The organism is Pontibacter virosus, assembly GCF_003096355.1.
Lineage (GTDB): Bacteria > Bacteroidota > Bacteroidia > Cytophagales > Hymenobacteraceae > Pontibacter > Pontibacter virosus.
The window spans coordinates 504,076-529,694 of record NZ_QEKI01000001.1 but is presented as its reverse complement, the minus strand read 5'-3'; the positions used below and the strand labels follow the sequence as shown (position 1 = coordinate 529,694).

Genomic DNA, 25,619 nt, shown 5'->3' with positions numbered 1-25,619 from the left:
GCACGGGCCTGATGTTTATCAGTGTATAATTTCGTCACAAAAAAAGGCAGCCCGCCGTTGCCGGTGGGCTGCCTTTTTACTAATCTACTACCAAAGTAACCTAATCTGTCTGCTATACGCATTAGCGGCGGTTGCGTTGGTTTCTGTTATAATCTTTGTAATAATCATCGCTGCCGGAGTCTGTTTCATCAGCCCAGCGCGGTCCGCCTTCGTAGCCATGGTCAAAATTACGGTCGCGGTACGACTCTCCGCTATAACGCTGGCGCGTGCTCAACTGCTCGGCGCGGCGCTCAGGGTCGTAGGTGTGGCGCGGCTCGTGGTCTGGGTTGTCAGACTGCATGATATCATCCCAGGTGTCGCGCATGCGCTCAAAGAATCCGCGCTTGTCCCGGTTCTCCGGCTCAACGTCTGGCGAGTAGCGGCCTTCGCTGTACCAGTTGTGCGAGCCACTACCGTAGCGATAGTCGGTTTCCTTGTAGCGGCTTCGGGAGCCAGGCCCTTCGCGCCACAGGCTGTCCTGCGAGGTAGGGGGCTCGTTGTAGTTGCCCGGCTGTGAGCCACTGCTCATTTGTGAGCGGTAAGGCTGCTGACTGCTGCTACCCAGGCCTCTGTTGCCATGGTTGAGGTAATGACTCTCGTTGCGGTAAGGGCTTTCGCTGCGGCTACCATAGTGGCCGGTCTGGTGAGTGCCCTGGTCGCTCTGGTAGGGAGCCGGTCTGCTGCCTGTGTAGTGACGTCCGCTTTCAATTTGTCGGTCGCGGTCCTGCGCTCCACGCGGGCTAGGGCCGGTATGGAAGAAGTTGCCTTCATCCCATTTCTTTTCACGTGGGTCCTGGCCTCTGTAGCTGTAGCGCTGCGGGTGCTGTTCTATGTCCTTGTTGTATAGCTCACGACCGATGCGCTGGTTCTCAGCACCTGGCCGCCCGTGGTTTTCTCCTCTGTTTTCCATAATCTTAGTTTGATTTTAATAAGTAGTGTATGTGTATAACCTTGCGGTGGTGTTATTTTTTACGGCTTACGGGGGCTATTGTTGGCGCAGGTGCAGGTATAAAAAAAGAGGCGCCCCTGTTGAGGGCGCCTCTTAAACTATAAAATGGGGTCCGGTTAAAAATAAGTTTCCATGATCTCGCGCACATCGGCCTCGGCCAGGGGCTTCGAGTAATGCCTGCGTACCTCGGGGTATTTTTTGAGTCGCTCCAGATCGTAAAAGCTGGCCGAGGAAGTAAGCATGAGCATAACGGTTCGTAGCTTTTTCTCCTCTTCAAAACGCTGATACTCATCCAGAAACTCAAAGCCATCCATTACCGACATTTTGATGTCAACAAAGATAAGGTCCGGCTTCGGGTAGTTTTCCTCACTGTTGAAAGCTCTGTTGAGGTAGTCGAGGGCTTCTTCACCATTGGTTACCACCCTGATGTCCGATGCCGCTTCCATACGGGAGAGCAGGCGCTGGTTCAGGTAATTAGTTGTATCGTCGTCGTCTATCAGCAGGATAGTCTTTACAGATTTCATAGTTGGTATTTTGAGTTCTTTTACAACTTATGTCCTTTTTTGTTTTAAACAAAGTTAAAAAACTTAAGAATCAGGATTCTCCTCTGGCGAGTGCCTCTGCTCTCTGCCTGGCCTTTACCAGGTTGGTTACCTCTATGGCCGATATCATGATACCCTCCACGTTGGATGTGCTGTCGAATAGCGGCTGGTATTTAAAGTTAAAATAGGCATCGCGCAGGGTGCCATTGAGGTAGTCGTCAATTTGTGTGCAGAACTCGTTGATGTATACGGTGCGCCCTTTGGTGTATACCTCGTGTAGCAAATCGAAGAAACCCAGTGTTTCGAGTTCCGGCCAAAGCTCACGGGCAGTGCGGCCAACGTAGTTGCGGTTGCCGTAGAGTTTGTACACACCGGGCGTTACATACTGGCACACATGGTCCGGACCCTGCAGCATGCACAGGTGCACCGGCGACAGGCGCAGCATGCTCTCCAGGCGCTCGTCTTCACGCTCATCTACCTGTTTCTTCTGATCATCTATATCGGTGTAGGTGCCAATCCAGAGCGTAATGTTTCCGTTGGCGTCGCGCATAGGCAGGCCACGGTCCAGAAACCAGCGGTAGCTGCCATCTATGTGGTGGCGTATGCGGTACTCCACCTCAAAGCTAGTGCCTGAAGCCAGCGCATTGTGCCAACTGGTGAGTACCATGGCCGAGTCGTCCGGATGTACCACGCTAATCCAGCCATCCGTCTGGCCTGGGCGCATACCGGTATAGCTGTACCAGTTTTCGTTGAAGAAGAGCACTTTGCCCTTTGGCGAGGCTGTCCAGGCCATGTGTGGGAGCACCTCCAGCAGGTGGTGGAAACGGGCATCGCTTTCCCGAAGCGCCTCCTTTGTGTCTCTGTTCTGCGTGATGTCGATAATAGAGCCTATGGTGCGAACGGGTTCGCCCTCAGGATTATAGGTGGTATAGCCCTGGTCCAGAATATAGGCATAACTGCCATCCGCTTTCTGGAAACGGTACTCGCCTTTCCAGGTGCTCTGTTTGCTGGCCAGCGCCATTTGTATGCCGCGCTGCACCTCCTCAAAATCATCGGGGTGTACCCGCGAGTCCCAGGATTCGCCGCCCGGCCCCATTTCCTCGGGCCTGTAGCCCAGTATTTCCTGAAGCCCTTCGCCCCAGATCATGCGGTTGTTTACAATGTCGTATTCCCAGGCAATTGCCTTGGTCGCGCAGCTGATCAGGTTCAACTGTTCCTGGCTCTGCTGTTGCAGGCGCTCGGCCAGTATTTTGCCGGTTATGTCGCGTATTTCATGCACCAGGTATTGTACCTCCCCACTTTCATCTAAGATCGGTATGCTGGTTGCGTTCCAGTAGCGTTCCTCAAAGCCGTTTTCTGTCGGGATGTCGTAACGGAGTATTTCGGTGTTATAGGGCGTTTTATGGGTCAGGGCAGACTGCAATGAGTGGAGTACCAGGCTCTCGGAGTCTACCTGCGGATTATCGGGGTTGTTTGGGAAAATTTGAAACACGTTCTGGCCCATGATCTCGTCGCGCTTCAAATGTGTATGCCGAAGCAAAGTATCTGTCGCCTCCACAATAACAAGTTCAGGCGTCAGGACAAGGTATAGCCCTGTCAGGGACCTGAAAATAGTCTCTAGCATAAGTGGAGATGTCGCGGTTTTAGAATGCACAGGTATAAGCTTGAGCTCGTTTTTTGTAACGTGTGAGCACTAAAATAGCAAAATTTAATCGAATTGTTGCCTTAATTATTGATACGGCTAAAAATATATCAGCTGCACATGCCAAAGGGTCTTTGTGGTATGTGCAGCTGATATAATATGATTTACTTTTCGAGGCTTACCCTGGTGGTACTATCCCTTCACGGTGGCTTTCACGTCGAGACTGTCAAATACGTCACGGGCGTCGGCAATGCTCTGGATGTCTTCCACGATCACGATCAGCTTGTCCTTGGCCTCTTTGAGACGGGAGCGGCGCGAATGCTGCTGCACGTATTTGAGAATATTGCCGAAGGTCTCGGACTGGAAGTAGGCATCGTTGTTCTCGCTTGGCAGGTAGCCTTTCATCACCTCTTTTTTGATGGTGAGCTTCTCGAAACCCAGTTGCTGAGCCTGCCAGCGCAGCTTCACGATTTCTACGAGTTTCTGTACCTCCTCTGGCAGCGGACCAAAGCGGTCCACAATGCTATCGCGCAGCTTCTCCAGGCTCTGAAGGTCTTTGGTGCTGTCGAGTTTGCTGTACAGGTTGAGGCGCTCCGAAATATTGCCCACATACCAGTCAGGTATAAGCACTTCCATGTCGGTTTCGATGTTACAGTCGCGCACCGGCTCTACAAACTCGGCCAGGTTGTCTTTCAGGAACAGGTCACGGAATTCGGTTTCTTTCAGCTCCTTGATGGCATCGTCGAGCACCTGGTGGTACATTTCAAAACCCAGGTCGTTGATGAAGCCGCTCTGCTCGCCACCCAGCAGGTTGCCCGCCCCCCGTATGTCGAGGTCACGCATAGCGATTTTGAAACCCTCGCCGAGGTCAGAGAACTCCTCGAGCACGCTCAGGCGCTTGCGGGCATCGGTTGGAAGACCAGCCACCGGCGGCGTGAGCAGGTAGCAATAGGCTTTCTTGTTAGAACGGCCTACACGGCCCCGCATCTGGTGGAGGTCCGACAGGCCAAACATGTGCGCCCGGTTGATGATGATAGTGTTGGCATTTGGTATATCCAGACCGGACTCGATGATGTTGGTCGATACGAGCACGTCGTATTCGCCTTCCACGAACTTCATCATCCGTTTTTCCAGTGTCTCGCCGTCCATCTGCCCGTGGGCGAAGGTGATGCGGGCGTCCGGCACCAGCTTCAGAATCATGTTGGCCATTTCTTCGATATCCTTCACACGGTTGTGCACGAAAAATACCTGTCCGCCCCGCTTCAACTCTGTGGCCACAGCGTCCCGGATCAGAATCTCATCGAACACATGCAGCTCCGTTTTTACCGGCTGGCGGTTTGGCGGCGGCGTGGCAATCACGCTCAGGTCGCGGGCGCCCATCAGCGAGAAGTGCAGGGTACGCGGTATAGGCGTGGCGGTAAGGGTGAGCGTATCCACATTCACGCGCATCTCCTTCAGCTTCTCTTTGGTCTTTACGCCAAACTTCTGCTCTTCGTCTATCACCAAAAGGCCAAGGTCTTTGAATTTGACATCTTTGCTGGCGATGCGGTGTGTGCCGATTAGGATATCCACTTTGCCTTCAGCCACACGCTTGAGCGTGTTCTTGATATCCTTCGTTGTCTTGAAGCGATTGATGTAGTCAACCGTAACCGGAAACTGCTCGAGCCGGTCGCGGAAGGTTTTAAAGTGCTGCATGGCCAGCACCGTAGTCGGAACGAGCACGGCTACCTGCTTGCCGTCGCAGGCTGCTTTGAAGGCAGCACGTATGGCCACCTCCGTTTTGCCAAAGCCCACGTCGCCGCACACGAGGCGGTCCATCGGGTGGGGCTGCTCCATGTCGGTTTTCACGTCTTCGGTGGCCTTGCCCTGGTCAGGGGTGTCTTCGTAAATGAACGATGACTCCAGCTCGGCCTGCAAAAAGCCGTCGCGGGTATAGGCGTAGCCCGGTGCGGCCTTGCGCTTGGCGTAGAGCTGTATGAGCTCGGCGGCAATGTCCTTTACCTTGCTCTTTACTTTCTTCTTCTTGTTCTCCCACTCCGGCGAACCCAGCTTACTCATGGTCGGCGGACCACCCTCTTTGCCGCTATACTTGCTGATCTTGTGCAGGGAGTGAATGGAAACGTATAGCAGATCGTCGTCGCGGTATACCAGTCGGATGGCTTCCTGAAGACGGCCGCCCACCTCTACTTTCTCCAGACCAGCGAAGCGGCCCACACCGTAGTCCATGTGCGTGATGTAGTCGCCGGGCTGCAGGGTGCGCAGCTCTTTCAGGGTCATGGCCTTGGACTTGGAGCGGCCTTCTTTGGCTTTGTGCTGGTAGAAACGATCGAAGAGCTGGTGGTCGGTATAGCAGGTGATCTTGAGCTGCTCGTCTATGAAGCCCTCACGCAGCGAGATGCCCAGATGCTGGAAACGCATGTCGTGGTCCAGCTCGTCGAAGATGGTGGTGAGGCGGTTGATCTGGCGTGGCGAATCGGTGGCGATGACGTTAACAAAGCCCTTGCTCTGCTGCTCGTGCAGGTCTTTTACCAGCCGGTTGAAATCTTTGTTGAAGGAGGGCTGCGGCTTGGACTGGAACTGCAGCACCTCCGTGTCTTTGTAATTGAAGCGCTTGCCAAACTCCACGATGCTGAATTTCTCGAGCAGCTTCTTGAACTGCTTCTGTGTCTGGAAGAGCTGCTCCGGATCCGACACGATTTGGGTACCGCCGCTGCCGGCCATCAGCTTCTCAAAAGCCTGCGATGCCTTGTCGAAGTACTCGTCGATCACATCCAGCGTCTGGCGCACATCCTTGAACCAGATGGCGGTATTCTTCGGTACGAAGTCAAGAAAAGCCTCGCGGGTTTCCTGCAGCAGTTTGGTCTGCACGTTCGGTATAATGGAGATGCTTTTCTTCGTCTCCACGCTCAGCTGCGTGTCGGGGTCGAAGGAGCGGATACTCTCGATCTCGTCACCGAAAAGCTCGATGCGATAGGGCAGGTCGTTGGCGTAAGAAAATACGTCCACGATGCCGCCGCGCACAGCATATTGACCCGCCTCATACACAAACTCCGTGCGCTCAAAACCATACTCGGCCAGCATCTCGCTCAGGAAATTCACGTCCAGTTTTTCGCCCACCTTGGCACCCAGCGTGTTCTCCACCAGCGATTTTTTGTTGATCACTTTCTCGGTCAGCGCCTCGGGGTAGGTCACGATCAGCTCGCCTTTGTCGGATTTGGTGTTGAGGCGGTTGAGCACCTCGGCCCGCATCAGGATGTTGGCGTTCTCGGTGTCGTCGAAGCTGTAGGGCCGCTTGTAGGAAGTCGGGAACAGCATGACCTCCTTCTCGTCGCCGAGCAGGTTTTTCAGGTCGGTATAGAAATAAGCCGCCTCCTCTTTGTCGTGCAAAACGAAGAGTTGGTGCTGCGGGTGCAGGGTATAGACTGCCGAGGCCATCACGGCATCGAGGCTGCCCGCCATACCTTTCAGTTGCAGGCGATAGGGTTTATCGGCTTTGAGTCGCTCGGCAATGGTCTGCACCACGCCATCAAGTCGGTACAGCTCTAAAAAATCAGTTACTTTCATTCAGTTCAAAAAGTCACAAAACAGCAAAGGCAGAACACAGGACTTTTCGATAGTCGTGTTCTGCTGGTTGTTATCTACAAAGGTACTACAAACTAATGTTTTATCAGAACTGGTTGAAGGGGGAGAAAGTTGCGGGAGAGGTAGGAGAAAAAGTGTCCCTTGTAATAAATAAGCTGGTATTATTTAAATATATTTATACTTTAATCCTTTTATGCACATTTTATTTTCCTATGGGTGAATCAATCAATGCGTTCATATCATTCCTAACTGATAAAACTCACAAGCTATCAGCGAAAGCTATCGTAGTAATCGGTGTAGTCTTATCAGTTTTGTTTATTGATAATGTGTTTGGGTTTACATTCTACTATCAAAATGAGAAGAAATTGAGTCAAATTGAACAGATAAATAGAATATTATCCAATGAAGGTGATAACAAAGCAAAATATAGACATTACTTACTGAAACTAAAAGAGGATATAGTACAACGAAAATCCCTTCAAGATAAAACATTTGACTTCTTGACAAGCTTGGATTTTAGTACTATCAATAATCAAAGTGAAATTGCTCAAGAAAGCCTCAAAGTAAGCACTTTCTGGCATTTTATATCTTCTTCATGGGTTTTTGTTTTATTGATGTTAATAATTCCATTCACTGCATTCTCAGATAAAAAACATTCTATATGGTATAACATAGTGGTTTTAATCTTACTTGAACTGTTCCTCTTTTTAGTTGGGTTAGGGTTATCCAAAATAACCAGTTACATACCTATATTTTTTGCTGATAAGGTATGGATAAACTATTTTATGAATATCTCCCTCGTAACAATCGTTTTTATTGTACCTCCGCTAATCTATGCTTGGAAGGAACGGAATTCATCCATATCGCAAGTTTAGCGTCAATGTAACGGTGAACCTAAGTGTTAACTCAGATTGCTGATGTGATCAAACATCAACCAAATTATCAGCATAGCTAATTTAATTCCGAAAACGATATCTTATATACCGATGGAAACACCTCTACTGCGCTACAGACTGACTGACCCCGCAGGCTTCACGACGAAGGTGTACGCTACCATCATTATCGCTGGAGGCGTTTGGGTTTGCATGACCTATCCCGTGGTTGGTGTCATCATGATCTTGTTTGGGATCTTTCCATTGGTGCAGTATAAATGCCTCGAAATAGACCTCTACAGCGGTACTTATTGCATGGGCATAAATATACTAGGCCGCACTGTTGGCACCAGAGAACCATACCCCGGCACAAAGTGCATTTTTCTCAAGAAGAACAGGTACTTCTCTTCCAACTCGCGCCGTTCCTGGCGCCCTACCGCTTCCACTTCGTTCGATAGCTTCCTGTGGTTAGAGGACGGCACCAAGATTTTGCTGTCGCGTGACGGTAACAAAGAAGACGCTATGGCACGAATACAGCCACTAGCCCAGGAATTACAAACAGAAATAAAGGATCTGACAGCGCCCCTTTCCCAAATTTAGTTTCCGCTTTTTCTGATCTCAAATCCAAAAGAGCTAACCTAAGCAGAGGAGGGACTTAACCCCTCAAAGTATTTCCTGTCTCCTTTAGAAGACCTAAGCAGAAGCACAACTGACTGAATAAATTCCCTTACTGCATTATGGTTTTATCCTATTTTAAATACGTATAGCTACACTAGTGGCGTTATGTATAGAGAAGTCTGCCATACCTGCAGAATAGTCAGGAGAAGCTTGTAGTCGGATGCGATGGATGTGATCAAACGAAATAATATCAATATCTCCGGGAAAGGCGAACAGGCGCTCATGTTCGGCCATGGCTTTGGATGTGACCAGAACATGTGGCGCTTTGTCACGCCTGCTTTTCAGCAGCAGTACAGGGTCGTGTTGTTCGACCATGTGGGAGCTGGTAACTCCGACCTCAAGGCTTATGATATCGACAAGTATGGCACTCTTCAAGGCTACGCCTCTGACATACTGGAAATATGCGAAGAGATGGATTTACAGGAAGTAATCTTTGTCGGACATTCTGTTAGTGCCATGATGGGGGTGCTTAGCGCCATCAAAGAGCCCACACAATTCAAGAAACTGATTCTGATCGGCCCTTCGCCCTGTTATATAAACGACGAAAACTACGTGGGCGGATTTGACAGAGCCGATGTGCTGTCGATGCTGGCGTATATGGAGCACGACTACCCGCTTTGGGCCGATACGTTTGCACCCCTGATCATGGGTAATCCAGATAAGCCATCGCTGGGAGAAGAACTGGCGCAGAGTTTCTGCAATACCGACCCTGACATTGCCCGACACTTCGCACAGGTTACCTTCCTGTCAGACAACCGCCGGGACCTTCCCAAACTGCAGACCGAGGCCCTGATCATGCAGTGCGCTGAGGATATCATTGCCCCGGCGGAGGTCGGGAACTATGTGCATCACGCTATCCGTAACTCTACACTAGTGCAGATGAAGGCCACCGGTCACTGTCCTAACCTAAGCTCCCCGCTCGAAACTATTGCCATTATGGAAGACTACTTGAAGGTATAGCTCTTTGGAAACAAAAGGACAGCCTTTAGACGAAGTAATAGGATATACCTATATTTTAATTATATTTAAGCTGTAACCAACTTGCAGTATTAAATTTTATATATGCTCCATTCGTTCACCCTCCAGCTAAAACAAACTGCCTCCGACATCTGGCTTTTCCTGAAAAACCCGAAAGACCAGCCTGAAGCGCATAAAAGTACCGCTGACAAGCTGCGTATTCTGTTGCTTGTGCTTCTGCTCAATATGACGCTCACTTTTGCTTTCATGGGCGTGATGCAGCTTTTGAAACTGATGGGCTGGCATGTGAATAGTAGCCACTCTGTGCTGGAAATGATGCGGTCTTTTCCAATCTGGGCTTTTCTGCTATTGGGTGTGTTGGCAGTCCCGCTGCTGGAAGAGCTGATCTTCCGCTATGGATTGCGATTTAAGAGCGGCTACATAGCCCTGCTTGCGGTGGCAGCAGCTATTGTGCTAAGCAATTTGGCCTACTCGAATTTGCCGTTAGTAGGGGCTATGGCTGTATGGGGTATACTAGGCATAGCACTTGTGCTTTATGCTCTAAACGCCGACAAAATAACTGGCTTTTTGAAGAAAGTTTGGGGGAAGGTATACGGGGTGTTCTTTTACTTCATGGCTTTGGGCTTCGGTCTTATTCACATTGCCAATTTTACTGACTTTGACTACGCATCAGCAGCTGTTCTGCTTATCCCGATTCTGGTCGCGCCTCAAGTTATAGGAGGCATGCTAATGGGGTATATGCGGGTGAAGCATGGCTTCCGCTGGGGCTATTTTATGCACGCAGGACACAATGCGCTGTTGTTTGGGCTGGCATTTGCAACGATGGGTATGTTAGATGAAAAACTCCATATCCAAAACGAAAATTATACCTTGCAGGTGGAGGAGCACATGCTCCATGATAAGACTGCCCTTTCCTCAAGATTTATCGGCGTCGATTCCGTTGGTTTTGAGAATCAAAAGCTGCACGATGTTATTTTGGCCTTACTGGATAGGGAAGAATCTTTGGTAGAACTTGATAAAAAGAAGCATCAGTACACAGCCATTGACCTGCATTTTAAAGCCCATGCTGCCCCTAAAGACATAAAGCAAAACAAGCAACTGGTGCTGGAGCAACTGCAGGAGGTTTATAAATTTGATGTGGTCTATCGCTCGCAGCAAATGGATGCCTGGGACGTGGCCATTGCTGACTCCAGCCTGCTGGCGACAAACGCTGTGGCAGACATGGGGAAGTCTACCGTTAGCTATAACGAAGATGCTATCACATTCGAAAACGTAACGCTGGGCGAGTTGGTAGGCGCTATCGAAACAAATTTTGAGGTAGGGCTTATTGCGGAAAGAGAGCTTCTGGAATCAGGCAAGTATAACTTTAAGCTGCCCAAAGGTGATTTTGAGAAAGCAAAAGAAGACCTGAAAACGAAATACGGAATCTTGCTGAAGTCGCGGATGGAGCTGGCTGACCTGGCAGTGGTATCTTTTAAGTAGTAAGGAATTTTGAAGCAGCCGCTCACAGGTCAGAGAGACAAGTGAGCGGCTGTTTTATTTTAAAATCACCTTGATCTGCACCGGGTCCTGCAGCACTTTGAGGTTCTGCTTCAGCTGTTCCAGTTCGTAGGCTAGGCCTTCCTTCGCCTGCTTAAACTTCTGGTTCATCTGCTTGGGGCTGCCGCAGAAGCGGTCGTAAAAGCTGGCGTTGGGTCCGGAGATGAAACTATTGAGATCGGCCTGCAATTCGCTTAGCTGGTCGTTCAGGATTTTGAGATAGTAAGCTAGCTGTTCGTCGGGCAGCTTATCGAGTGCCTGGCCTTGCTCTTGCAAAAACTCCATCTGCAGGCGCAGCAGCTCGAAAAAGTCATCGTGGTGGTAGGCTTGCGTCACGCGCTTCATGGCCTCTTCCTTCCAGGCCCACTTGGTTTCGTCGCGTTCTTTGTCGGGGTGCAGTTGCTTGGCCAGGTCGGTGTACACGCGGCGACTGGCTTTACTGATGTTGCTGAGTTCGGCCTTCGCTTTCGCCTCTTTTTCCTGCTGGGCTTTGGTTTTGCGGCCTTTCTGGCGGTTCTGCCTGGCCCGTTCCCGCTCTTCCTCTTCACGGTCCAGCTGAGCCTGTATGCGCTCAAACTCATCAAGCTCATCCCAGTTGTCAGGTATAGCTTCCTCTTCCTGGTCGGTTATACCTTCCTCTGGAAAATTTTCCTCCTCATACAGGTAGGTATCATGCTCGGCATACGGCACCTCAGCATACCGATCGTGCAGGGAGATTAAGTCTTTGCGCTCGTAATTCTGAATCAGGTCCAGGCTGATGCTGGCAATCAGTTGGGCCAGCTTTTCTTTCTCCCTGAAACTGAACAGCGGTAAGGCAAAAGCTTCGTCAAGCAGGTGGGCCAACGCTACCCGCTGTGCCACTTGTTGCATAATGATGGGGCGCAGTTCCTTCTCGATACGCTTCTGCGCAAGGTCCATGCTGTCGCGCCGTGTGGCCAGCTCCTGCTTCAGCTGCTCTATCTGCGCCACTTTCTGGTTGAATTCCTGCTGCAGTTGGCTCAGCCTACGATGGTCCGAAGAGGTGATCTGTGGCGTGAGCGATGGAACAGGTTTGTCAGACTTAAAAGCGGGCATAAACAGGTAACAGGTATAAGAAAGAGGTATAGCGCCTGCAATTTACGGATTAGCCGGCGCTATACCTTACTGCTGCGCGTCGAAAGGTATAAAGCGGTTGTTCTGCAACAGGTATAGCGTGGTGCGATTGCCGTCGAGCACGGACACGCCGTCGGTCTTTAGATTGGTGAACTGTTGCTGACGCGGGTTGCGCACAAGTGAGTCCTGCGGGGCTAGTTTAAGCTGGAGGTTGCTATACCTGCGGTCGTTCAGCTGCTGCGACGGGTAGGCTGCTACTTTCATTTCGCGGACCTGCGGAGTGCCGTAATCCAGAAAAGCCAGGATGTGGATGGAGTCGTTCTGCAGCACCTGCACGGCATAGTCGGGGTTTCGGTTGCCGTTGAGGTTGCCGCGCAGGTATACCGGATTGTCGACTTGCCGAGTGCGGTTGGACATGGTCTGGTCGGTGAGAACGGCCACCCCTGCCTGCGGCTGGCGCTGTTGCAACAGGGTGGTCAGCGTGTCGGGAAGCGGGTGCAGAATAGCGCCTTCGTCGGTGGCACGGGCCACGCTGTCGATAGAGGCTTTCGTTTCGGTATCGATCTGGCTTTCAATCAGGTCATCGTCTGCAGCGCGGTTGTAATTGCCGTCGGCGGAGTCGGAGCCGCAGGAGGCGAGGGCCAGCAGACCGGCTATGGCTAGTAGGTATCGTTTCATAGGTATAAGCTTCAGTTTTAATTTGTTGCTTTGCATACCTGAGCTACAGGTATAAAGTTGCAGTACATCGCATTGCGGTGGGTATAGGTAGAGGCGGAATTGTTAAGTTCTGTTGGGAACTCTACCTTCAAAGGCCGGGCCGTTTCATTCTAAAAGAATGCTCTTAAAACTTATTGTCATTCTGTAAAGAAACTTGGTTGAAATAGAGGGCCCCTTCCCCCGGGAGGTGAAGCTTATACTACTTGTTACCAAGATCCTTCCAGGATGACAAAAAAAGAGAATGAAACCGCCCCGTCCTCAAGGGGAGATTTCGTTAGAACTTAACGACCCTAGGTATAAGCGCAGAGAATTTCCCAGGAAGACAAGTTAGTGCTTTAAGCACCCGTAGTGAGTCGGTTGCAGGAAAGGACTGTCACAATAGCAGCAAGCTCAAGTTGCTGCAATGTCCTCAAAGTTCCACTAAGACTTTCACAGGTCTGGGAGCCTGTCCCGAACTTGATTCAGGGACGCTTGCAGGTATAGCAGGCGCTGCGCAATCTACCGGATCAACTCCACTTTGCGTTCGCCGATCTGCTGGCGCCACATGGCGTAGTACAGGCCTTTTTGCTCTACCAACCCGGCGTGGTTGCCCTGCTCTACGATCTTTCCTTTTTCCAGCACATAAATGGTGTCGGCGTGCATGATGGTGCTGAGGCGGTGGGCAATCAAGATGGTGATTTGCTCGCGCAAAGCCGAGATTTCTTTCACGGTGGCGGTAATTTCCTCCTCCGTGAGGGAGTCGAGGGCGGAGGTGGCTTCGTCGAAAATGAGCAGGCGCGGGTTGCGGATGAGGGCACGGGCAATGGAAAGGCGCTGCTTCTCGCCACCCGACATTTTCAGGCCACCTTCGCCTATCTGGGTGTGTATACCTTGCTCGGAGCGGGTGAGCAGGTGGGTGGCTGAAGCCTTCTCCATCGCTCTGATCACTTCCTCATCCGTGGCGTCCGGTTTTACATACTGCAGGTTTTCTTTGATCGTGCCCGAAAACAGGTTCGTTTCCTGCGTCACGAAGCCCAACTGCCGGCGCGCTTCGTTCAGCCATATTTCTTTTACGGGCGTGCCGTTATAGAGTATTTCTCCGCTGGCTGGCAGGTATAACCCGACCAGCAACTTCACTAGCGTCGACTTGCCCGAACCCGACGGCCCCACAAAAGCAACGGTGTCGCCGGTGTTGGCCTCGAAGGAAATACCGTCGACGGAGTTCTGCGGCGCACCCTTGTGCCGGAACACCACGTCCTCGAAACGGAGTTGCTGCAGCGGTCCCACATCAATCGCCGACTCGGGCCGGGTCTCCACAGGCTTGTTCATTAGTTCGTCAAAGTTATGGAGCGAGGCCTCGGCTTCGCGGTAGGTCAGGATGATGGTGCCCATTTCCTGTAGCGGGCCGAAGATGCTGACCGAAATAAACTGCATCGAGATCAGCTCGCCCGTAGTGAGCACATCCCGGAAAATAAGCCAGAGCAGAGTGAACAAAATGGACTGCCTGAGCAGGTTGAGCGCCGTACCCTGCAGAAAAGAGAGCGTGCGCACCCGCTTTACCTTGGCCATTTCCAGCGAAAAAATCCGCTCGGTGTGCTCTCGTAAACGCCGTATTTCAGGATAGGTGAGGCCCAAACTCTTAACCAGCTCAATGTTGCGCAGCGACTCTGTGATCACCCCCGACATTTTGTTGGTGGCCCGGTTGATGGACCGTTGCATGGTCTTGATCTTAGCACTCAATATACTGGTGAGCCCCCCGAGCACCACCATCCCGATCAGGAAAATAGGCACCAGTGCCCAGTGCTTCGTGATGGCATACCAGACCAGGAAACCCACGCCCACCAAAGACGAAAAAAGGATGTTGATGAACGAGTTGATGAAGCGCTCCGTGTCGCGGCGTACCCGTTGCAGAATAGAAAGCGTCTCGCCGCTGTTCTGGTCAGCATATTCCTGGTAAGAGAGTTTGAGCGTTTGCTTGAGGCCGTCGTTGAAGATCTGCACCCCGAATTTCTGCACCACCAGGTTAGTGAAATATTCCTGAAAAGCCTTTGCCAGACGCGAGAGCAGCGCTACCACAACAGCCAGCAACATCAGCCACAGGGCGCCTTTCACGCGTTCTTCGCTCGTCATGGTAAAAGGCGGTGTGGCGTAGTTGTCGATGATCTTGCCGAAAATGATCGGGTCGACCAAAGCCAGTACCTGACTGATGCCGGCCAGCAGAAGCGAGAGTATAACCAGCCCCCGGTGAGGCTGCAGGTAGTTTAAGAGTACGCGCATGCAAGATGAAGTGAGTTCGAATTCTCTTCCTACGGGCGTACTCAGTGCAGGTATACAGCCTGCCTGTTCTCCTTATCGCGACCCATGCAGTACGATGACAGGTATAGGCCTTTGGGTAAGGGTCAAAAAAATGCCCGAAGCTTGGCTCCGGGCATTCCATGTAGTATTTAAAAGACAAACGGTTAGTCCCAATACGCAGGGTCAGTTACCTCTTTTCCGTCTTTTGACAGTACAACTTTCTTATCCTGTCCTTTTTGGTCAAGTTCCATTTGGTAGAAAGTATTTCCGTCTTTTTCCACCTGCTCGATATCATCCACACGCATGCCTTTATAATTCTGGCTGATGGCGGTACGTACAGCCTCTGGCAGGTCTTTCTCCATCAAATCATGTCTGGTCATCAGTATTTTGCCTGATGGGTCAATCATGGCGGCATGGTCGATGCGGTCTACATCAAAATCAGCTTCGTAGTTCTCACCGTGCTTTTCCCACTCCAGGTCAGTGGCATTGGCATACTTCTGCGACAAAGCGCTTTTTACGGCTTCCGGAACATCCTTTTCGGCTACGTCCTGCGCCTGTACTGCTACAGCTGAACCTATTACGAAGGCAAATCCAACTAGTATCTTTTTCATAACTTGTATATTTTAAGTTTTAAAAATTGGTATGGTACAAGTTTACAGTGCAAATCTGAAGCAAATCTGAACTTTGGATTCTATTGATAGTAAAATAGTTGTGTCTCAATAGCTGGCTCAGCTTTTTTCATTGGCTTGTGTAGGAGTGCCATCGGCGTTGATGAACTGTACCTGCTGCCGTGGGTACACCGGTATGATTTTCTTTATATACTCGGACTTGTTCAACTCCATTGTGATGCGCATGGTGAGCTCGCTCTTCCACTTGCGTCGCTCACGTGCACCTACCAGGTAGCGGATAGTAATATTAGTCCAGGACTCATCCATGGAGATAAAAACCTGCGGCTTGTCTGGCACGGTGTCGTCCAGGCCTGCCTGTTGCAGTAGCTGCGAGTACATGGCGGCAGGTGTCTTCATATAATCGCCCAGTAGCCCCAGCGCCACGCTTTCGACCACCTGCATGGCAAGCGGCATATCCGACTCGTTGGCCACACCCACATCCAGTTCGTCCCACACGTAGGGGAAGTCACCAGTCAGGTTGATGACAGTGCCCGTCAAAACTTCGTTGTTGGGGAAAGTGACCAGTCGGCCTGTCGGCTGCTCGGCCCGCACAAAGCCCGGCTGGTAAGGCGCTCCGATCTCCCAAACCGTGGTCGTTAAGAAGTCGATGCGGTAGACGTCGCCGAATACTTCACCCACCCGGATGCGGTCGCCCACGCGGTAGTAGCCCTGGTAAGAGTTCATGAGCCAGCCGGTGAAGCTTTCGATGGGTGTTTGCAGCGACCACGACAGGGCCAGGCCGATCAGGCCAAAAGAGCCGACCAATGCCCGTATGTCGCCAGCCACCACGCTCAGCGCCACCCCAATGGCCAGTAACCAAACAGCAATGGAAACCAAGGAGATGATGGCGCTTGAACTTTGCCACTTGCCTATAGAGCGACGCAGAATGGCCCGCAGCCCGCGGACGGTCAGCCAGGCTAAAACAAGGGTAAAGAGGGCGATAAGTATTTTAGGCAGATTGAAAACGAAGCTTTCCCAAAGGCCCTGCAGCGCCCCGATCGCCTCCTCTGCTGCCTCTTTGGTGGAGCCATTCTTAGCTACCACCTCCTCTGTGACGGTATCGCGGGGCACAAGGTCTTGCACCGCCACGTCTTCCACTACAGCAACGGTGTCGGGGTAATTGTCCTGTGCCAGACCTGCCTCGCTTGGAGCAAACATCATCAAAATCAAACCTGTAATGGCTACGGCCAAAATAGAGGCTTGCCGGAAATTGCGCAGTCGGTTCTGAGCTCCTTTCACGGCTGAGCTGCGGGTGCGCTTTCTTCTCCGAAATTTGGAACTGAGCTTTCTGCGTGTTGGCGTAGTGGTATAGCTTTGCGGCTGACCAATACGTTGCGTACCGTCGTATGATGTGGAGACGCGTAGGTTTCGCTTAGAAATTCTCCTGTTTCGGTTATAAGAAGGCATAGGTTCCGCGGCTTTCTCTTTTTTGAGTTTTCCTTTCTATACGGAAGAAAAGCCATGGTGCTGCAAAGGCTGGCTTGAGGGCTCTAGCAACCTTTGCGCGCCCTACACAATCCAAAGCGGTTAGTGTTCGTTAGCTAATTGGCTGATAATCTTGTAGTAGAATACAGGTTAATTGCCTATCTTTCAATCAAAACCAAAATAAAACACTATGAAAAACCTACGATTCACAAATGTACTTGCCATGTTGTTTATGGGCATATTAATGTCCTCCACCGTATGGGCACAGGATGCGAAGCCAAAAGCCAGTCCGCCGGCCACAGCCACTGGTAAGATCGGCGACGCTAACATTACTATTAACTATAGCAGTCCGTCTGTGAAAGGCCGTACCATTTGGGGTGAGCTTGTGCCTTATGGCGAGGTATGGCGTGCGGGTGCAAACGAGGCCACTACTGTTACCACTGACCGTGCCGTGATGGTGGAAGGCCAGGAGTTGCCGGCTGGTACTTACAGCTTCTATGCTATACCTGGCGAAGACGAGTGGACCCTGATCTTCAACAAAACAGCCAAGCAATGGGGCACACAGTACGACGAGAAACAAGACGCGCTGCGTGTTAAAGCCAAGCCCCGCCAGGCAGCTTCGATGAGCGAGCGACTGGTGTATGATGTCACTGGCGAAGGCATGGTATTGCGCTGGGAGAACCTGGAAGTGCCAGTTAAGATACAGGCGGCAAAGTAAAGTCTGACATTAAACGAGAAGCCCTGCTGTGGATTCAGGTATAGCCTTGAAAACAGCAGGGCTTTTTTGTGCCCGCCTGCAAGCGGCTATACGTGTGCGATGTGCCGCGGAAGGTCCTGGAGCCGGAACCTGCTCAGGAAACTTTGCGCGTCTGCTATACCTGCGTCCTGCCAGCCGAGCAGCTCCGCCAGTTTTTGCCAGAGTTGCTTGGGGGTGAGCCCGGCCTTGCGCATTTCGGTGAGCGAGAGGGCGTCGTGCGATTTGGAGAGCTTGTTTCCCCCGCTCACGATAAGCGGATGGTGCACAAAAGCTGCATCGGTGAAGGCGGTGGCGCCGGTGTGCTGCGCCAGGAAAAGCTGCGCCGCCGTGGAAAGCATCAGGTCCTCGCCCCGCACGATCAGGTTCACGCCCATGGCCAGGTCATCCACGATCGAGGCAATTTGGTAGGCAGGTATACCGTCTTTGCGGCGCACCACGAAGTCGGGCATTTCGAGGGCCAGCGCCACCGTGCAGTGGCCTAAAAGCTGGTCTTGGAAAGAAATGGTTGTGTCCTCAGGTATACGCACCCGCCAAGCGGCATTGGGTGTGTCGAGCGGCAAGTGCTCATCGCGGCAGGTGAGCGGGTATAGCCCTTGGAGCGACAGCGCCGCTATCTGGCTGCGGGAGCAGGGACAGGCATACACCATACCTTGCTGCACCAGTTTGTCGAGTTGCATTTGGTATGTCGGCAGCCTCAGAAGCTGCGAGTAGTTCTCCTGAAAATCCTGTGGGTTGCGCGGTCCCTCGTCGTAGTCGAGACCCATAAAGTCGAGCGTGTCGAAGATGTCCTGCAGGTACTCGGGCCGGAAACGGGCATTGTCGAGGTCGTCGATGCGGAGTGCGACTATACCTTGCTGCTGGCGAGCCAACGCCCAGGTTATGGCAAACGACAGCGCATTGCCCAGGTGCAGGTAGCCGCTGGGGGTCGGGGCGATGCGGGTTTTTATTTGCTGCTTCGTTTCCACAGGTGTAGTAATGCAGGTAAAGGCTGCAAGGTATAGCTGACGCGTCAATAATCAAATCTGTGTAGCCTTAGAAAAGGATGACGATTAGGTTGAGAAATAACTGGATTTCGCTATGTTTGTTAGAGGGTGTTTTAGTAAATGCATATGCTTTTCGATTAGCTAACGGCAACAATTATGAATCGAGCTCTTGATATAAAGAATTGGTCTGACGGAGGAAATAATTATGTTTTAAAAGCTGGGGCTGAAAATAAATGGTGTGGCTTTCAAGATTCCGTGATTTACAAACTAATTACTTCATTTGGAGATAAATTCAATATTGTAATTTGGTCAGACCAACAGAATGATGATGACTACTATTGCATTCCTTTCGAGGTTCTCAAGCATTTATTTATTCCAGAACATAAGACAACAGGGAAGTATCCTAATCGGTGGACTGCTGTAATTCTGAATCACCATTTTTTAATGCATAGTAATTCAGAGCTAGCTGTAGATATATCACCTTATTATTCATTGCCATTAATTCAAGAAACTTCCTTTGACATTGAAGATGATTTCTTCATAGAAAATGCGAAAGCTGAAATTAATATCAGACTAGGGCAGTCAAAATTTAGAAAAGGTGTTTTGAAGAATTTTGGAAATAAGTGTGCATTGACAGAAATATCTGAACCCTCATTATTGACAGCAAGTCATATTGTTCCTTGGTCTCATGACAAAGATTGTAGAGGGGACATTTCTAATGGAATTTGCCTCTATACTGAAGTAGATTCGCTTTTTGACAAAGGATTTATTTCTTTCACAAATGATCTATTCGTAATTGTTACATTGCAAGCATCAAAGTTTTCCAAACAACTTCAAGAGAAGCTTGAAATGCTAAAGGGTAAGCAACTTCGCCCTCCAAGGCTAAAGGAAATGAATATAAAATACTTAGAGTATCATAGGACGAAAATACTCAAGCAGTAAATCAGTGCAGTATCAGTAGGACAGAATACTCCTTAACTCAACGCCTATAAACCCGTTCGACTCTACTATAAAACCATCTTTCTCTTTTCCTAAACAAAACAAATTCTAGCCCCACCCCCAAATTAAGAGCGCCTCAAAATGAATGCATTATTCAATTGCATCTCCCAATACCACCCAATCTCTATACCTGCATGGGAGGTGCTTTCTGAGGCCCTGACACAAGTGGAATTGCCAAAAAATTCGTTTTTGGTTCGGGAAGGAATGGTGTGCAATAACCTGTACTTTTTAGAGCGAGGTTGTTTGCGCGGATACTACAATAACCAAGACGGCAAAGAAGTGACGTATTGGTTTGGCTTCGAGAATAACTTCATTACCTCTTTTTACAGCTTCATTTCCCGAAAGCCGGGCATAGAAAACATACAGGTCTTGGAAGACTCCACCTTGTGGGGGATTAGTTTCGAAACCCTGAACCAGTTGTTTGATCAGCACCATGACCTGGAGCGCCTGGTGCGGATTATAAACGAGCAGTACTACATCAGATTAGAAGAGCGGTTGATGGCCATGCAGTTCAAGACGGCCCGGGAGCGGTACGAACAGCTACTGGGGACCTCGCCGCATATTCTGCAGCGAATCCCGCTTGGGCAAATCGCTTCTTACTTAGGTATCAGTCAGGAAACGCTGAGCAGGATCCGGAGCCAGGTTTGATGTTTTTCCTTTTTTGACAATTGTCAAAAGAAAGTTTTTAGGGCTGCTATACCTTTGATTCATCACTTAACGAAAGACGAAAATGAATCAGAAACCATCCAACGCATTTGTAGCAGCCTCCTGGGCTACTTTACTTACAGGTATAACAGCCTACATCATCGGGCTTTGGAATGCCGACATGCTGCTGAACGAAAAGGGCTATTATTTTGCCATACTTATGTTTGGTCTTTTCTCCGCCATCTCGCTCCAGAAAAGCGTGCGCGACCAACTGGAGGGCATACCGGTAACCAACATCTATTACGGACTCAGCTGGTTTTCTACCATTTTGGCGGTCGTGCTGCTGACAGTGGGGCTTTGGAATGCTGACTTGCTCCTGAGCGAAAAAGGGTTCTATGGCATGTCGTTTTTACTAAGCCTCTTCGCTGCCATTGCGGTGCAGAAAAATACCCGTGACAGCTTAGGCAGAGAACTACCCGCAAAGAATGATGGGGAGCTGTATTATTAAAATGCACTGAGTAGCATACTCATTACGCATCAACCACCATTTTGAAATGACAGTACTTGTTCAAATGATTCTATGAAACCACACCTTTCCCGCGAAATCCTCTACAGCATCGCCAGGCACAGCAACTGGCGCGAGTCAGGTATAGCCGACCGGCTGCGCAAAGAGCAGGTATACGCCGGGCCGCAGGACTGGATCAAGTTTGTTCGGCTGTTTCTGCTCGGCCTCGGAGGGAGTTTCCTGATCTCGGGCATTATCTTTTTCTTCGCCTACAACTGGGCCGACATGCACAAGTTCGTGAAGCTGGGGCTGATCGAAGTGCTCGTACTGGGGGTAACGTTCGCGGCGGTGTTTACCAAACTCAGTAGCAGCGTGAAGAACGTGCTGCTCACGGCCAGCACCATGCTGGTAGGCGTACTCTTCGCTGTGTTTGGGCAGATCTACCAGACCGGCGCCAACGCCTACGATTTCTTCCTGGGCTGGACGATGTGTGTGGTATTGTGGGTGATTGTGGCACGTTTTCAGCCGCTGTGGTTCATCTTTCTCTTGCTGCTCAATACCACCTTCGTGCTCTATACCCAGCAGGTGGCCACACATTGGAGCTTTGCGGTGGTGCTGGATGCGATGTTCATCCTCAATGCAGCGGCTGTTGTCATTTGGGAAGCCTTGGCCGCAAAAGGCCGCGTAGGTATACAGCACCGCTGGTTCCCACGCCTGGTGGGGCTGGCGGCAATCACCGTCATCACCGTCAGCATGATCTCAGCACTTTTCGAAAGTATAGATCACGACTATGGCCTGGCTTATGTGCTCGGCGCGGCTATGTATGGCGCAGGTATAGCCTACGGCTTAAAGGTGCGCGATATCTTTTACCTGACAGCCGTTCCGTTCAGCGGGATAGCAGTGGTAACGGCCATTCTGGTGCGGATTGGGGAGAATGTGCCGGAGATTATGCTGTTGCTGGCGACACTCTTTGTGGTGGGCAGCATTACTTTGCTGATTCAGTACCTAAGCAAACTTAACCGACAGTGGCATGGCAGATAAAGAATATCCGCGTTTGAGCAATGTGCTGGAGCAAATTGATCAGGAGCAACCCGACTTCCAATACGACGAGCTAGCGATAGCTGCAGAAATTGATCAAGCTACATCGCTGCTCGAGCGCTGGCCTGTGAAGGTGCTCACGATACTGGGTGGTTTGCTGGCTATGGTTACCCTGCTAGCTGGAATTGCATCTTTTGGATTATTAGATTCAGGTATAGTTACGCTAATGCTGGGCGTGATTTTTTTGATAGTTGCTGAAATAGTAATTCGTATGCAAAAGGATACAACTACTGACGCGCTCGGAGTAGCCATGAATGTTTCAGGCTATGTTTTACTCGTTTTTGGTTTGGGTAGAATAACAGATAGCGCCTCAGTAGCAGCTCTCACATTAGGTATAGCTTCAGCACTGGTGCTGATTTTCTCGAAGAGTGCTGTCTGTGTGTTTATCTCGATGATGGTGCTCAACGGTAGTCTGCTGAGCCTGATCTTCATACACAAGGTATACAACCTGTCGCATGCCCTGATCGTGGTGCTGGCAGGTATGCTGACTCTCATCAGTCTCTATGAAGCAAAGCTACTGGCCTTGTCACGGCGCTTTGCGCTGGTTTTTGGGCCCGTCCGCATGGGGCTGATCTTCTCCCTGATCAACACGCTTGGACTGTTTGTGCACCAGAAATTGCTCTCCACCAACATCACCCATTTCTGGCTGTCGGGTTTATTTTTGATTGGCTGTTTGCTGCTGTTGCTACACCGCGTACTGCGCGAGAGTGAAGTTAAGGATCAGAAAACGCTGGCTGTTTTCTATACCTGTTGCGCGGTGGTGTTGCTGCCGACTGTGCTGGCGCCATCAGTGCCGGGCACTTTGCTGGTGGTGCTATCCAGTTTTTACATCGGGCACAGAACAGGCTTTTGGGTGGGGCTGCTGGCGCTGGCCTATTTTCTGGTGCTCTACTATTACGACCTCAACATGACGCTTCTGGCCAAGTCCGGGGTGCTGGTGCTCACGGGCAGCCTTTTTCTTGCTGGTCTATACCTGTTAAACCGTTATCTGCGAAGCCATGAAGCGTAACCTGAAAAGTATCATCGTGCTGGTCAACCTGGTGGCGGTGCTGGCCTTTTTCAACCTGTCAGTGGTGGAGAAGGAGGACGTTTTAAAAGACGGCCAACTGGTGCTGCTCAGCCTGGCACCGGTAGACCCGCGCTCACTGATGCAGGGCGATTACATGACACTCAGCTATGCCATCAGCCAAACGCAGGAACTGGAGAAACTCCCCAACCGCGGCTATGCCGTCGTGCAGCTGGACTCGCAGAATGTGGCGCAACTGGTGCGGTACCAAAGCGAAAAAGAACCGCTGCACCCCGGAGAAATCCTGCTCAGGTATAGCAAAGGGGGTTGGTCGCTCAACCTGGGCGCAGAGTCTTACTTTTTTGAAGAAGGCCAGGCCGAAACCTTTGAAAAAGCGGCCTATGGTGGACTCAGAGTGGACGATACAGGCAACAGCGTACTGGTAGGATTGTATGATGAAAATAGGCAGCTCATCGTGCCGAGTCGGGAGCAGGAATCTCAGAAATAAGCGCTATCTTAACCATGATTTCAGATGCGCATGGCAGCAACTTCACACAGCTATAACACAGGCCACTACTTCAGTGCGAGCGCCCGCGCGTTCGGCTGGATTACCACTGCCCTTGCCATCACGATGATTATTAACGGCTCGGTAGCAGCTTACGCTTTTCTTCCAACTGCCATCGTTACGCAGCTTACGCACTACCGCACAGAGTTTGACCTGGCAAATAGGACCTATCGCGAAGGGGTACGTTTTGCAGGTATAACATTTGGTAAAATGTTACCCCTGGCTGGCATCGATTTCCTATACCTGAAAAAGAAAAACTACAAGCAAGTGAGCGAGTCGAGGGCGTCGATGAGTGTCTTCCAATTTGTGAAATACGATGGCTACATCAAGCTGTCGGATAATGTGAAACTGCACCTGCTCCAACGCAAAACAAAAGAGCTGGCCATGCAGGAAATGCAACAAATCGCACAGGACCTGCAGGCAGAACTGCGCGACCTGACTGAAATGGAATTACGGGGATAGGATATGCGCACCGAGAAGAAGTTTATAGCAGGTATAGCACGTGGGCTTGCGTACTATGCAGGCGGTACTGCACTGGTCTGGCTCACTTACCTGCTGTTTGGCTGGGAATACGCACATGCACCTGCAGCATACCACCTGGTGGGGTTACTGGTGCTAGTAATAGGCGCTGTGCTGCTAATCAGGCGGTTGATCAGTGTATTTACGACACCAGCCGACGCGCATAACAAAGGAGCCCTCCTTGTGCATACCCTGGCGGTGGTCGGATTTATTCTTTTCTTCAAGCTCATCATTCTGAACGGAGCCCTCAAACGCGACACCGGCGACTTCGAAACTTCCGAAGCCTTGTCACTGGATCACAAAGCCCAGACTGTGCTGCTCACGAACAAGCGGCAGGATACCCTCTATTATCAATCAGCGGATTCAGTTTATGTGAAGAACCTGCAATAGCTGCTTTTACCAATCCATTCTTTTCTTCAATTCAGTAATATGTGCCAGGTGATGCTCGCCATGCCAGGCATAGAGGCCGATGTGCTGCCGAATGGTCTGCTGGCCAGAAGTCGGGTGCACAAACGTGCGGTCCAACTGCTCGGCAGAAAGTTGGTGCAGCATCAGGACCCAGCGCTGGTGCAAGGCATGGAGCAGTGTGAGCGAAACACCCGGGTCTGCTGTCTTGGCCTCCGGAAGCTCAGTCCAGGCTACTTCATCATAAGGACGGATAGTAGGATTCTCCTCAGTCAGGGCCAGTTTTTGGCGGGTATAGCCATTTAGGTGGCTGTCTGGCAGGTGGTGCACAACCTGGCGCACAGTCCACCCACCGGGGCGGTAAGGCGTATCCAGTTGCTCATCTGAGAGGTGGGCAACGACCTGTGCCACTCTGGTAGGAAGGCTGCCAATAGAGAGAATGTACAGGTTAAGTTGATCCTCTGAAATGCTTGCGTCAAGGTCGAACTGACCGATGGGGTAGCGAAGTTTGTCCATAATTTGTCTTCGAAGTGATAAATATAGAGAATACTGTCAACCTTATACCTGTTTTCTGCAGATACTACTGTTGCCATAATGCAAAGCGCCACTTCCGGTTGATGAAGGTGGCGCTTTGCATATGATATAGAGCTATCGCGGTTATGACTCATGGTATTACACCCTGCTGATTACAACACTCGTAGGAAAAGAGTATGGGAAAGCAATTGTTAAGTGTGACTGTACTTTGCCTGATGCTGCTGCCATTGGTGGCACAGGCGCAAAAGAAAAAAGAGATGAATCTGGAGGATTACAAATGGGAAAACAGACTTTTGCTGCTCTTTGCACCCTCGGCAGATGATCCACAACTGATCAGGCAGAAAGAGATAGTTAGTAATAGCCAGCAAGGTATAACAGAGCGACAACTCGTGGTGCTGGAACTGGCGCCCGGTAGCAATGCGGCACGTATGCGCAAGGACCTGCTAAAGAAATTCAAAGTGGAAGCAGGCAGTTATACCTTGCTTTTGCTGGGGAAAGACGGACTGGAAAAATACCGCACCCAGAAAGCAGTGCCCATAGAGGAGGTCTTTAAAATAATCGACCAGATGCCGATGCGCCGACAGGAAATGCGTAAACAGGACTAAA

25 protein-coding genes are annotated in these 25,619 nt (G+C 50.7%); 14 read left to right on the top strand and 11 right to left on the bottom strand.

Annotated features, from left to right (window positions below):
• Positions 1-121: 121 nt before the first annotated feature.
• From C8E01_RS02290 to mfd, 4 genes are all read right to left on the bottom strand, one after another.
• Positions 122-949: a hypothetical protein gene (locus C8E01_RS02290; protein WP_116541721.1), complete on the bottom strand. Its 828-nt coding sequence runs from the start codon at positions 947-949 to the stop codon at positions 122-124.
• A 155-nt stretch (positions 950-1,104) separates the two neighbouring features.
• Entirely contained in the window at positions 1,105-1,512 is a 408-nt protein-coding gene (locus tag C8E01_RS02285; RefSeq protein WP_116541720.1) for a response regulator, read from the bottom strand.
• A gap of 70 nt (positions 1,513-1,582) precedes the next feature.
• Positions 1,583-3,154 (bottom strand): PAS domain-containing protein, encoded by a 1,572-nt coding sequence (locus C8E01_RS02280; protein WP_116541719.1) that lies wholly within the window; start codon positions 3,152-3,154, stop codon positions 1,583-1,585.
• A 210-nt stretch (positions 3,155-3,364) separates the two neighbouring features.
• The gene (gene mfd, locus C8E01_RS02275; RefSeq protein ID WP_116541718.1) at positions 3,365-6,736 is read right to left on the bottom strand and encodes a transcription-repair coupling factor; all 3,372 of its coding nucleotides are present in this window, start codon (positions 6,734-6,736) and stop codon (positions 3,365-3,367) included.
• Positions 6,737-6,831: 95 nt separating this feature from the next.
• Between mfd and C8E01_RS02270 the strand changes: the two genes are divergently transcribed.
• From C8E01_RS02270 to C8E01_RS02255, 4 genes are all read left to right on the top strand, one after another.
• Positions 6,832-7,629: a hypothetical protein gene (locus C8E01_RS02270; RefSeq protein WP_116541717.1), complete on the top strand. Its 798-nt coding sequence runs from the start codon at positions 6,832-6,834 to the stop codon at positions 7,627-7,629.
• Between the two features lie 111 nt (positions 7,630-7,740).
• On the top strand, positions 7,741-8,226 hold the full coding sequence (locus C8E01_RS02265) for a hypothetical protein (protein ID WP_116541716.1): 486 nt from the start codon (positions 7,741-7,743) through the stop codon (positions 8,224-8,226).
• Between the two features lie 243 nt (positions 8,227-8,469).
• Complete coding sequence (locus C8E01_RS02260; protein WP_116541715.1) at positions 8,470-9,264, top strand: alpha/beta fold hydrolase; 795 nt, start codon at positions 8,470-8,472, stop codon at positions 9,262-9,264.
• A 102-nt stretch (positions 9,265-9,366) separates the two neighbouring features.
• Positions 9,367-10,764: a CPBP family glutamic-type intramembrane protease gene (locus C8E01_RS02255; RefSeq protein ID WP_116541714.1), complete on the top strand. Its 1,398-nt coding sequence runs from the start codon at positions 9,367-9,369 to the stop codon at positions 10,762-10,764.
• A gap of 54 nt (positions 10,765-10,818) precedes the next feature.
• On the opposite strand, the gene C8E01_RS02250 is transcribed toward C8E01_RS02255, so the two are convergent.
• The 5 genes from C8E01_RS02250 to C8E01_RS02230 form a co-directional block, all read right to left on the bottom strand.
• Entirely contained in the window at positions 10,819-11,895 is a 1,077-nt protein-coding gene (locus tag C8E01_RS02250; RefSeq protein WP_116541713.1) for a J domain-containing protein, read from the bottom strand.
• Between the two features lie 66 nt (positions 11,896-11,961).
• Complete coding sequence (locus C8E01_RS02245) at positions 11,962-12,591, bottom strand: hypothetical protein (protein ID WP_116541872.1); 630 nt, start codon at positions 12,589-12,591, stop codon at positions 11,962-11,964.
• Between the two features lie 537 nt (positions 12,592-13,128).
• Positions 13,129-14,886: an ABC transporter ATP-binding protein gene (locus C8E01_RS02240; protein WP_116541712.1), complete on the bottom strand. Its 1,758-nt coding sequence runs from the start codon at positions 14,884-14,886 to the stop codon at positions 13,129-13,131.
• Positions 14,887-15,068: 182 nt separating this feature from the next.
• Positions 15,069-15,515, bottom strand: coding sequence for a PepSY-like domain-containing protein (locus C8E01_RS02235; RefSeq protein ID WP_116541711.1), 447 nt, complete (start codon positions 15,513-15,515; stop codon positions 15,069-15,071).
• Positions 15,516-15,632: 117 nt separating this feature from the next.
• Positions 15,633-16,979, bottom strand: a complete 1,347-nt coding sequence (locus C8E01_RS02230; RefSeq protein WP_207774854.1) for a mechanosensitive ion channel family protein — start codon at positions 16,977-16,979, stop codon at positions 15,633-15,635.
• A gap of 208 nt (positions 16,980-17,187) precedes the next feature.
• Here C8E01_RS02230 and C8E01_RS02225 point away from each other — a divergent pair, with 208 nt between their 5' ends.
• The gene (locus C8E01_RS02225) at positions 17,188-17,715 is read left to right on the top strand and encodes a DUF2911 domain-containing protein (protein ID WP_116541709.1); all 528 of its coding nucleotides are present in this window, start codon (positions 17,188-17,190) and stop codon (positions 17,713-17,715) included.
• An 86-nt stretch (positions 17,716-17,801) separates the two neighbouring features.
• Here the strand turns inward: C8E01_RS02225 and C8E01_RS02220 are convergent, their stop codons facing one another.
• Entirely contained in the window at positions 17,802-18,719 is a 918-nt protein-coding gene (locus C8E01_RS02220; RefSeq protein ID WP_116541871.1) for a glutamate--tRNA ligase family protein, read from the bottom strand.
• Positions 18,720-18,893: 174 nt separating this feature from the next.
• Here C8E01_RS02220 and C8E01_RS02215 point away from each other — a divergent pair, with 174 nt between their 5' ends.
• The 8 genes from C8E01_RS02215 to C8E01_RS02180 all read left to right on the top strand — a co-directional run bounded on the left by C8E01_RS02215 (position 18,894) and on the right by C8E01_RS02180 (position 24,464).
• Positions 18,894-19,679, top strand: coding sequence for an HNH endonuclease (locus C8E01_RS02215; protein ID WP_116541708.1), 786 nt, complete (start codon positions 18,894-18,896; stop codon positions 19,677-19,679).
• Positions 19,680-19,817: 138 nt separating this feature from the next.
• Positions 19,818-20,384 (top strand): Crp/Fnr family transcriptional regulator, encoded by a 567-nt coding sequence (locus C8E01_RS02210; RefSeq protein WP_243409383.1) that lies wholly within the window; start codon positions 19,818-19,820, stop codon positions 20,382-20,384.
• Positions 20,385-20,466: 82 nt separating this feature from the next.
• Positions 20,467-20,889, top strand: a complete 423-nt coding sequence (yiaA, locus tag C8E01_RS02205; RefSeq protein WP_116541707.1) for an inner membrane protein YiaA — start codon at positions 20,467-20,469, stop codon at positions 20,887-20,889.
• Positions 20,890-20,961: 72 nt separating this feature from the next.
• Positions 20,962-21,927 carry a DUF2157 domain-containing protein gene (locus C8E01_RS02200; RefSeq protein ID WP_116541706.1) on the top strand — a complete coding sequence of 322 codons (966 nt, stop codon included), beginning with the start codon at positions 20,962-20,964 and terminating at the stop codon, positions 21,925-21,927.
• Positions 21,917-22,993: a DUF4401 domain-containing protein gene (locus tag C8E01_RS02195; protein ID WP_116541705.1), complete on the top strand. Its 1,077-nt coding sequence runs from the start codon at positions 21,917-21,919 to the stop codon at positions 22,991-22,993. The genes C8E01_RS02200 and C8E01_RS02195 overlap by 11 nt, the downstream gene beginning before the upstream one ends.
• Entirely contained in the window at positions 22,983-23,498 is a 516-nt protein-coding gene (locus C8E01_RS02190) for a GDYXXLXY domain-containing protein (protein WP_116541704.1), read from the top strand. Before C8E01_RS02195 ends, C8E01_RS02190 begins: the two co-directional genes overlap by 11 nt.
• Before the next feature lie 30 nt (positions 23,499-23,528).
• Complete coding sequence (locus C8E01_RS02185) at positions 23,529-24,017, top strand: hypothetical protein (RefSeq protein WP_133242701.1); 489 nt, start codon at positions 23,529-23,531, stop codon at positions 24,015-24,017.
• A gap of 3 nt (positions 24,018-24,020) precedes the next feature.
• Positions 24,021-24,464: a hypothetical protein gene (locus tag C8E01_RS02180; protein WP_116541702.1), complete on the top strand. Its 444-nt coding sequence runs from the start codon at positions 24,021-24,023 to the stop codon at positions 24,462-24,464.
• Positions 24,465-24,470: 6 nt separating this feature from the next.
• On the opposite strand, the gene C8E01_RS02175 is transcribed toward C8E01_RS02180, so the two are convergent.
• Complete coding sequence (locus tag C8E01_RS02175) at positions 24,471-24,995, bottom strand: YfiT family bacillithiol transferase (protein ID WP_116541701.1); 525 nt, start codon at positions 24,993-24,995, stop codon at positions 24,471-24,473.
• Positions 24,996-25,189: 194 nt separating this feature from the next.
• On the opposite strand from C8E01_RS02175, the gene C8E01_RS02170 reads away from it, so the two are divergent.
• Positions 25,190-25,618, top strand: coding sequence for a DUF4174 domain-containing protein (locus C8E01_RS02170; RefSeq protein WP_243409382.1), 429 nt, complete (start codon positions 25,190-25,192; stop codon positions 25,616-25,618).
• Position 25,619: the final 1 nt, after the last annotated feature.

Coding starts and splice junctions, on each gene's coding strand:
- C8E01_RS02290 (WP_116541721.1), bottom strand. CDS start 949: ATGGAAAACAGAGGAGAAAACCACGGGCGGCCAGGTGCTGAGAACCAG.
- C8E01_RS02285 (WP_116541720.1), bottom strand. CDS start 1,512: ATGAAATCTGTAAAGACTATCCTGCTGATAGACGACGACGATACAACT.
- C8E01_RS02280 (WP_116541719.1), bottom strand. CDS start 3,154: ATGCTAGAGACTATTTTCAGGTCCCTGACAGGGCTATACCTTGTCCTG.
- mfd (WP_116541718.1), bottom strand. CDS start 6,736: ATGAAAGTAACTGATTTTTTAGAGCTGTACCGACTTGATGGCGTGGTG.
- C8E01_RS02270 (WP_116541717.1), top strand. CDS start 6,832: ATGTTTTATCAGAACTGGTTGAAGGGGGAGAAAGTTGCGGGAGAGGTA.
- C8E01_RS02265 (WP_116541716.1), top strand. CDS start 7,741: ATGGAAACACCTCTACTGCGCTACAGACTGACTGACCCCGCAGGCTTC.
- C8E01_RS02260 (WP_116541715.1), top strand. CDS start 8,470: ATGGATGTGATCAAACGAAATAATATCAATATCTCCGGGAAAGGCGAA.
- C8E01_RS02255 (WP_116541714.1), top strand. CDS start 9,367: ATGCTCCATTCGTTCACCCTCCAGCTAAAACAAACTGCCTCCGACATC.
- C8E01_RS02250 (WP_116541713.1), bottom strand. CDS start 11,895: ATGCCCGCTTTTAAGTCTGACAAACCTGTTCCATCGCTCACGCCACAG.
- C8E01_RS02245 (WP_116541872.1), bottom strand. CDS start 12,591: ATGAAACGATACCTACTAGCCATAGCCGGTCTGCTGGCCCTCGCCTCC.
- C8E01_RS02240 (WP_116541712.1), bottom strand. CDS start 14,886: ATGCGCGTACTCTTAAACTACCTGCAGCCTCACCGGGGGCTGGTTATA.
- C8E01_RS02235 (WP_116541711.1), bottom strand. CDS start 15,515: ATGAAAAAGATACTAGTTGGATTTGCCTTCGTAATAGGTTCAGCTGTA.
- C8E01_RS02230 (WP_207774854.1), bottom strand. CDS start 16,979: ATGCCTTCTTATAACCGAAACAGGAGAATTTCTAAGCGAAACCTACGC.
- C8E01_RS02225 (WP_116541709.1), top strand. CDS start 17,188: ATGAAAAACCTACGATTCACAAATGTACTTGCCATGTTGTTTATGGGC.
- C8E01_RS02215 (WP_116541708.1), top strand. CDS start 18,894: ATGAATCGAGCTCTTGATATAAAGAATTGGTCTGACGGAGGAAATAAT.
- C8E01_RS02210 (WP_243409383.1), top strand. CDS start 19,818: ATGAATGCATTATTCAATTGCATCTCCCAATACCACCCAATCTCTATA.
- yiaA (WP_116541707.1), top strand. CDS start 20,467: ATGAATCAGAAACCATCCAACGCATTTGTAGCAGCCTCCTGGGCTACT.
- C8E01_RS02200 (WP_116541706.1), top strand. CDS start 20,962: ATGAAACCACACCTTTCCCGCGAAATCCTCTACAGCATCGCCAGGCAC.
- C8E01_RS02195 (WP_116541705.1), top strand. CDS start 21,917: ATGGCAGATAAAGAATATCCGCGTTTGAGCAATGTGCTGGAGCAAATT.
- C8E01_RS02190 (WP_116541704.1), top strand. CDS start 22,983: ATGAAGCGTAACCTGAAAAGTATCATCGTGCTGGTCAACCTGGTGGCG.
- C8E01_RS02185 (WP_133242701.1), top strand. CDS start 23,529: ATGGCAGCAACTTCACACAGCTATAACACAGGCCACTACTTCAGTGCG.
- C8E01_RS02180 (WP_116541702.1), top strand. CDS start 24,021: ATGCGCACCGAGAAGAAGTTTATAGCAGGTATAGCACGTGGGCTTGCG.
- C8E01_RS02175 (WP_116541701.1), bottom strand. CDS start 24,995: ATGGACAAACTTCGCTACCCCATCGGTCAGTTCGACCTTGACGCAAGC.
- C8E01_RS02170 (WP_243409382.1), top strand. CDS start 25,190: ATGGGAAAGCAATTGTTAAGTGTGACTGTACTTTGCCTGATGCTGCTG.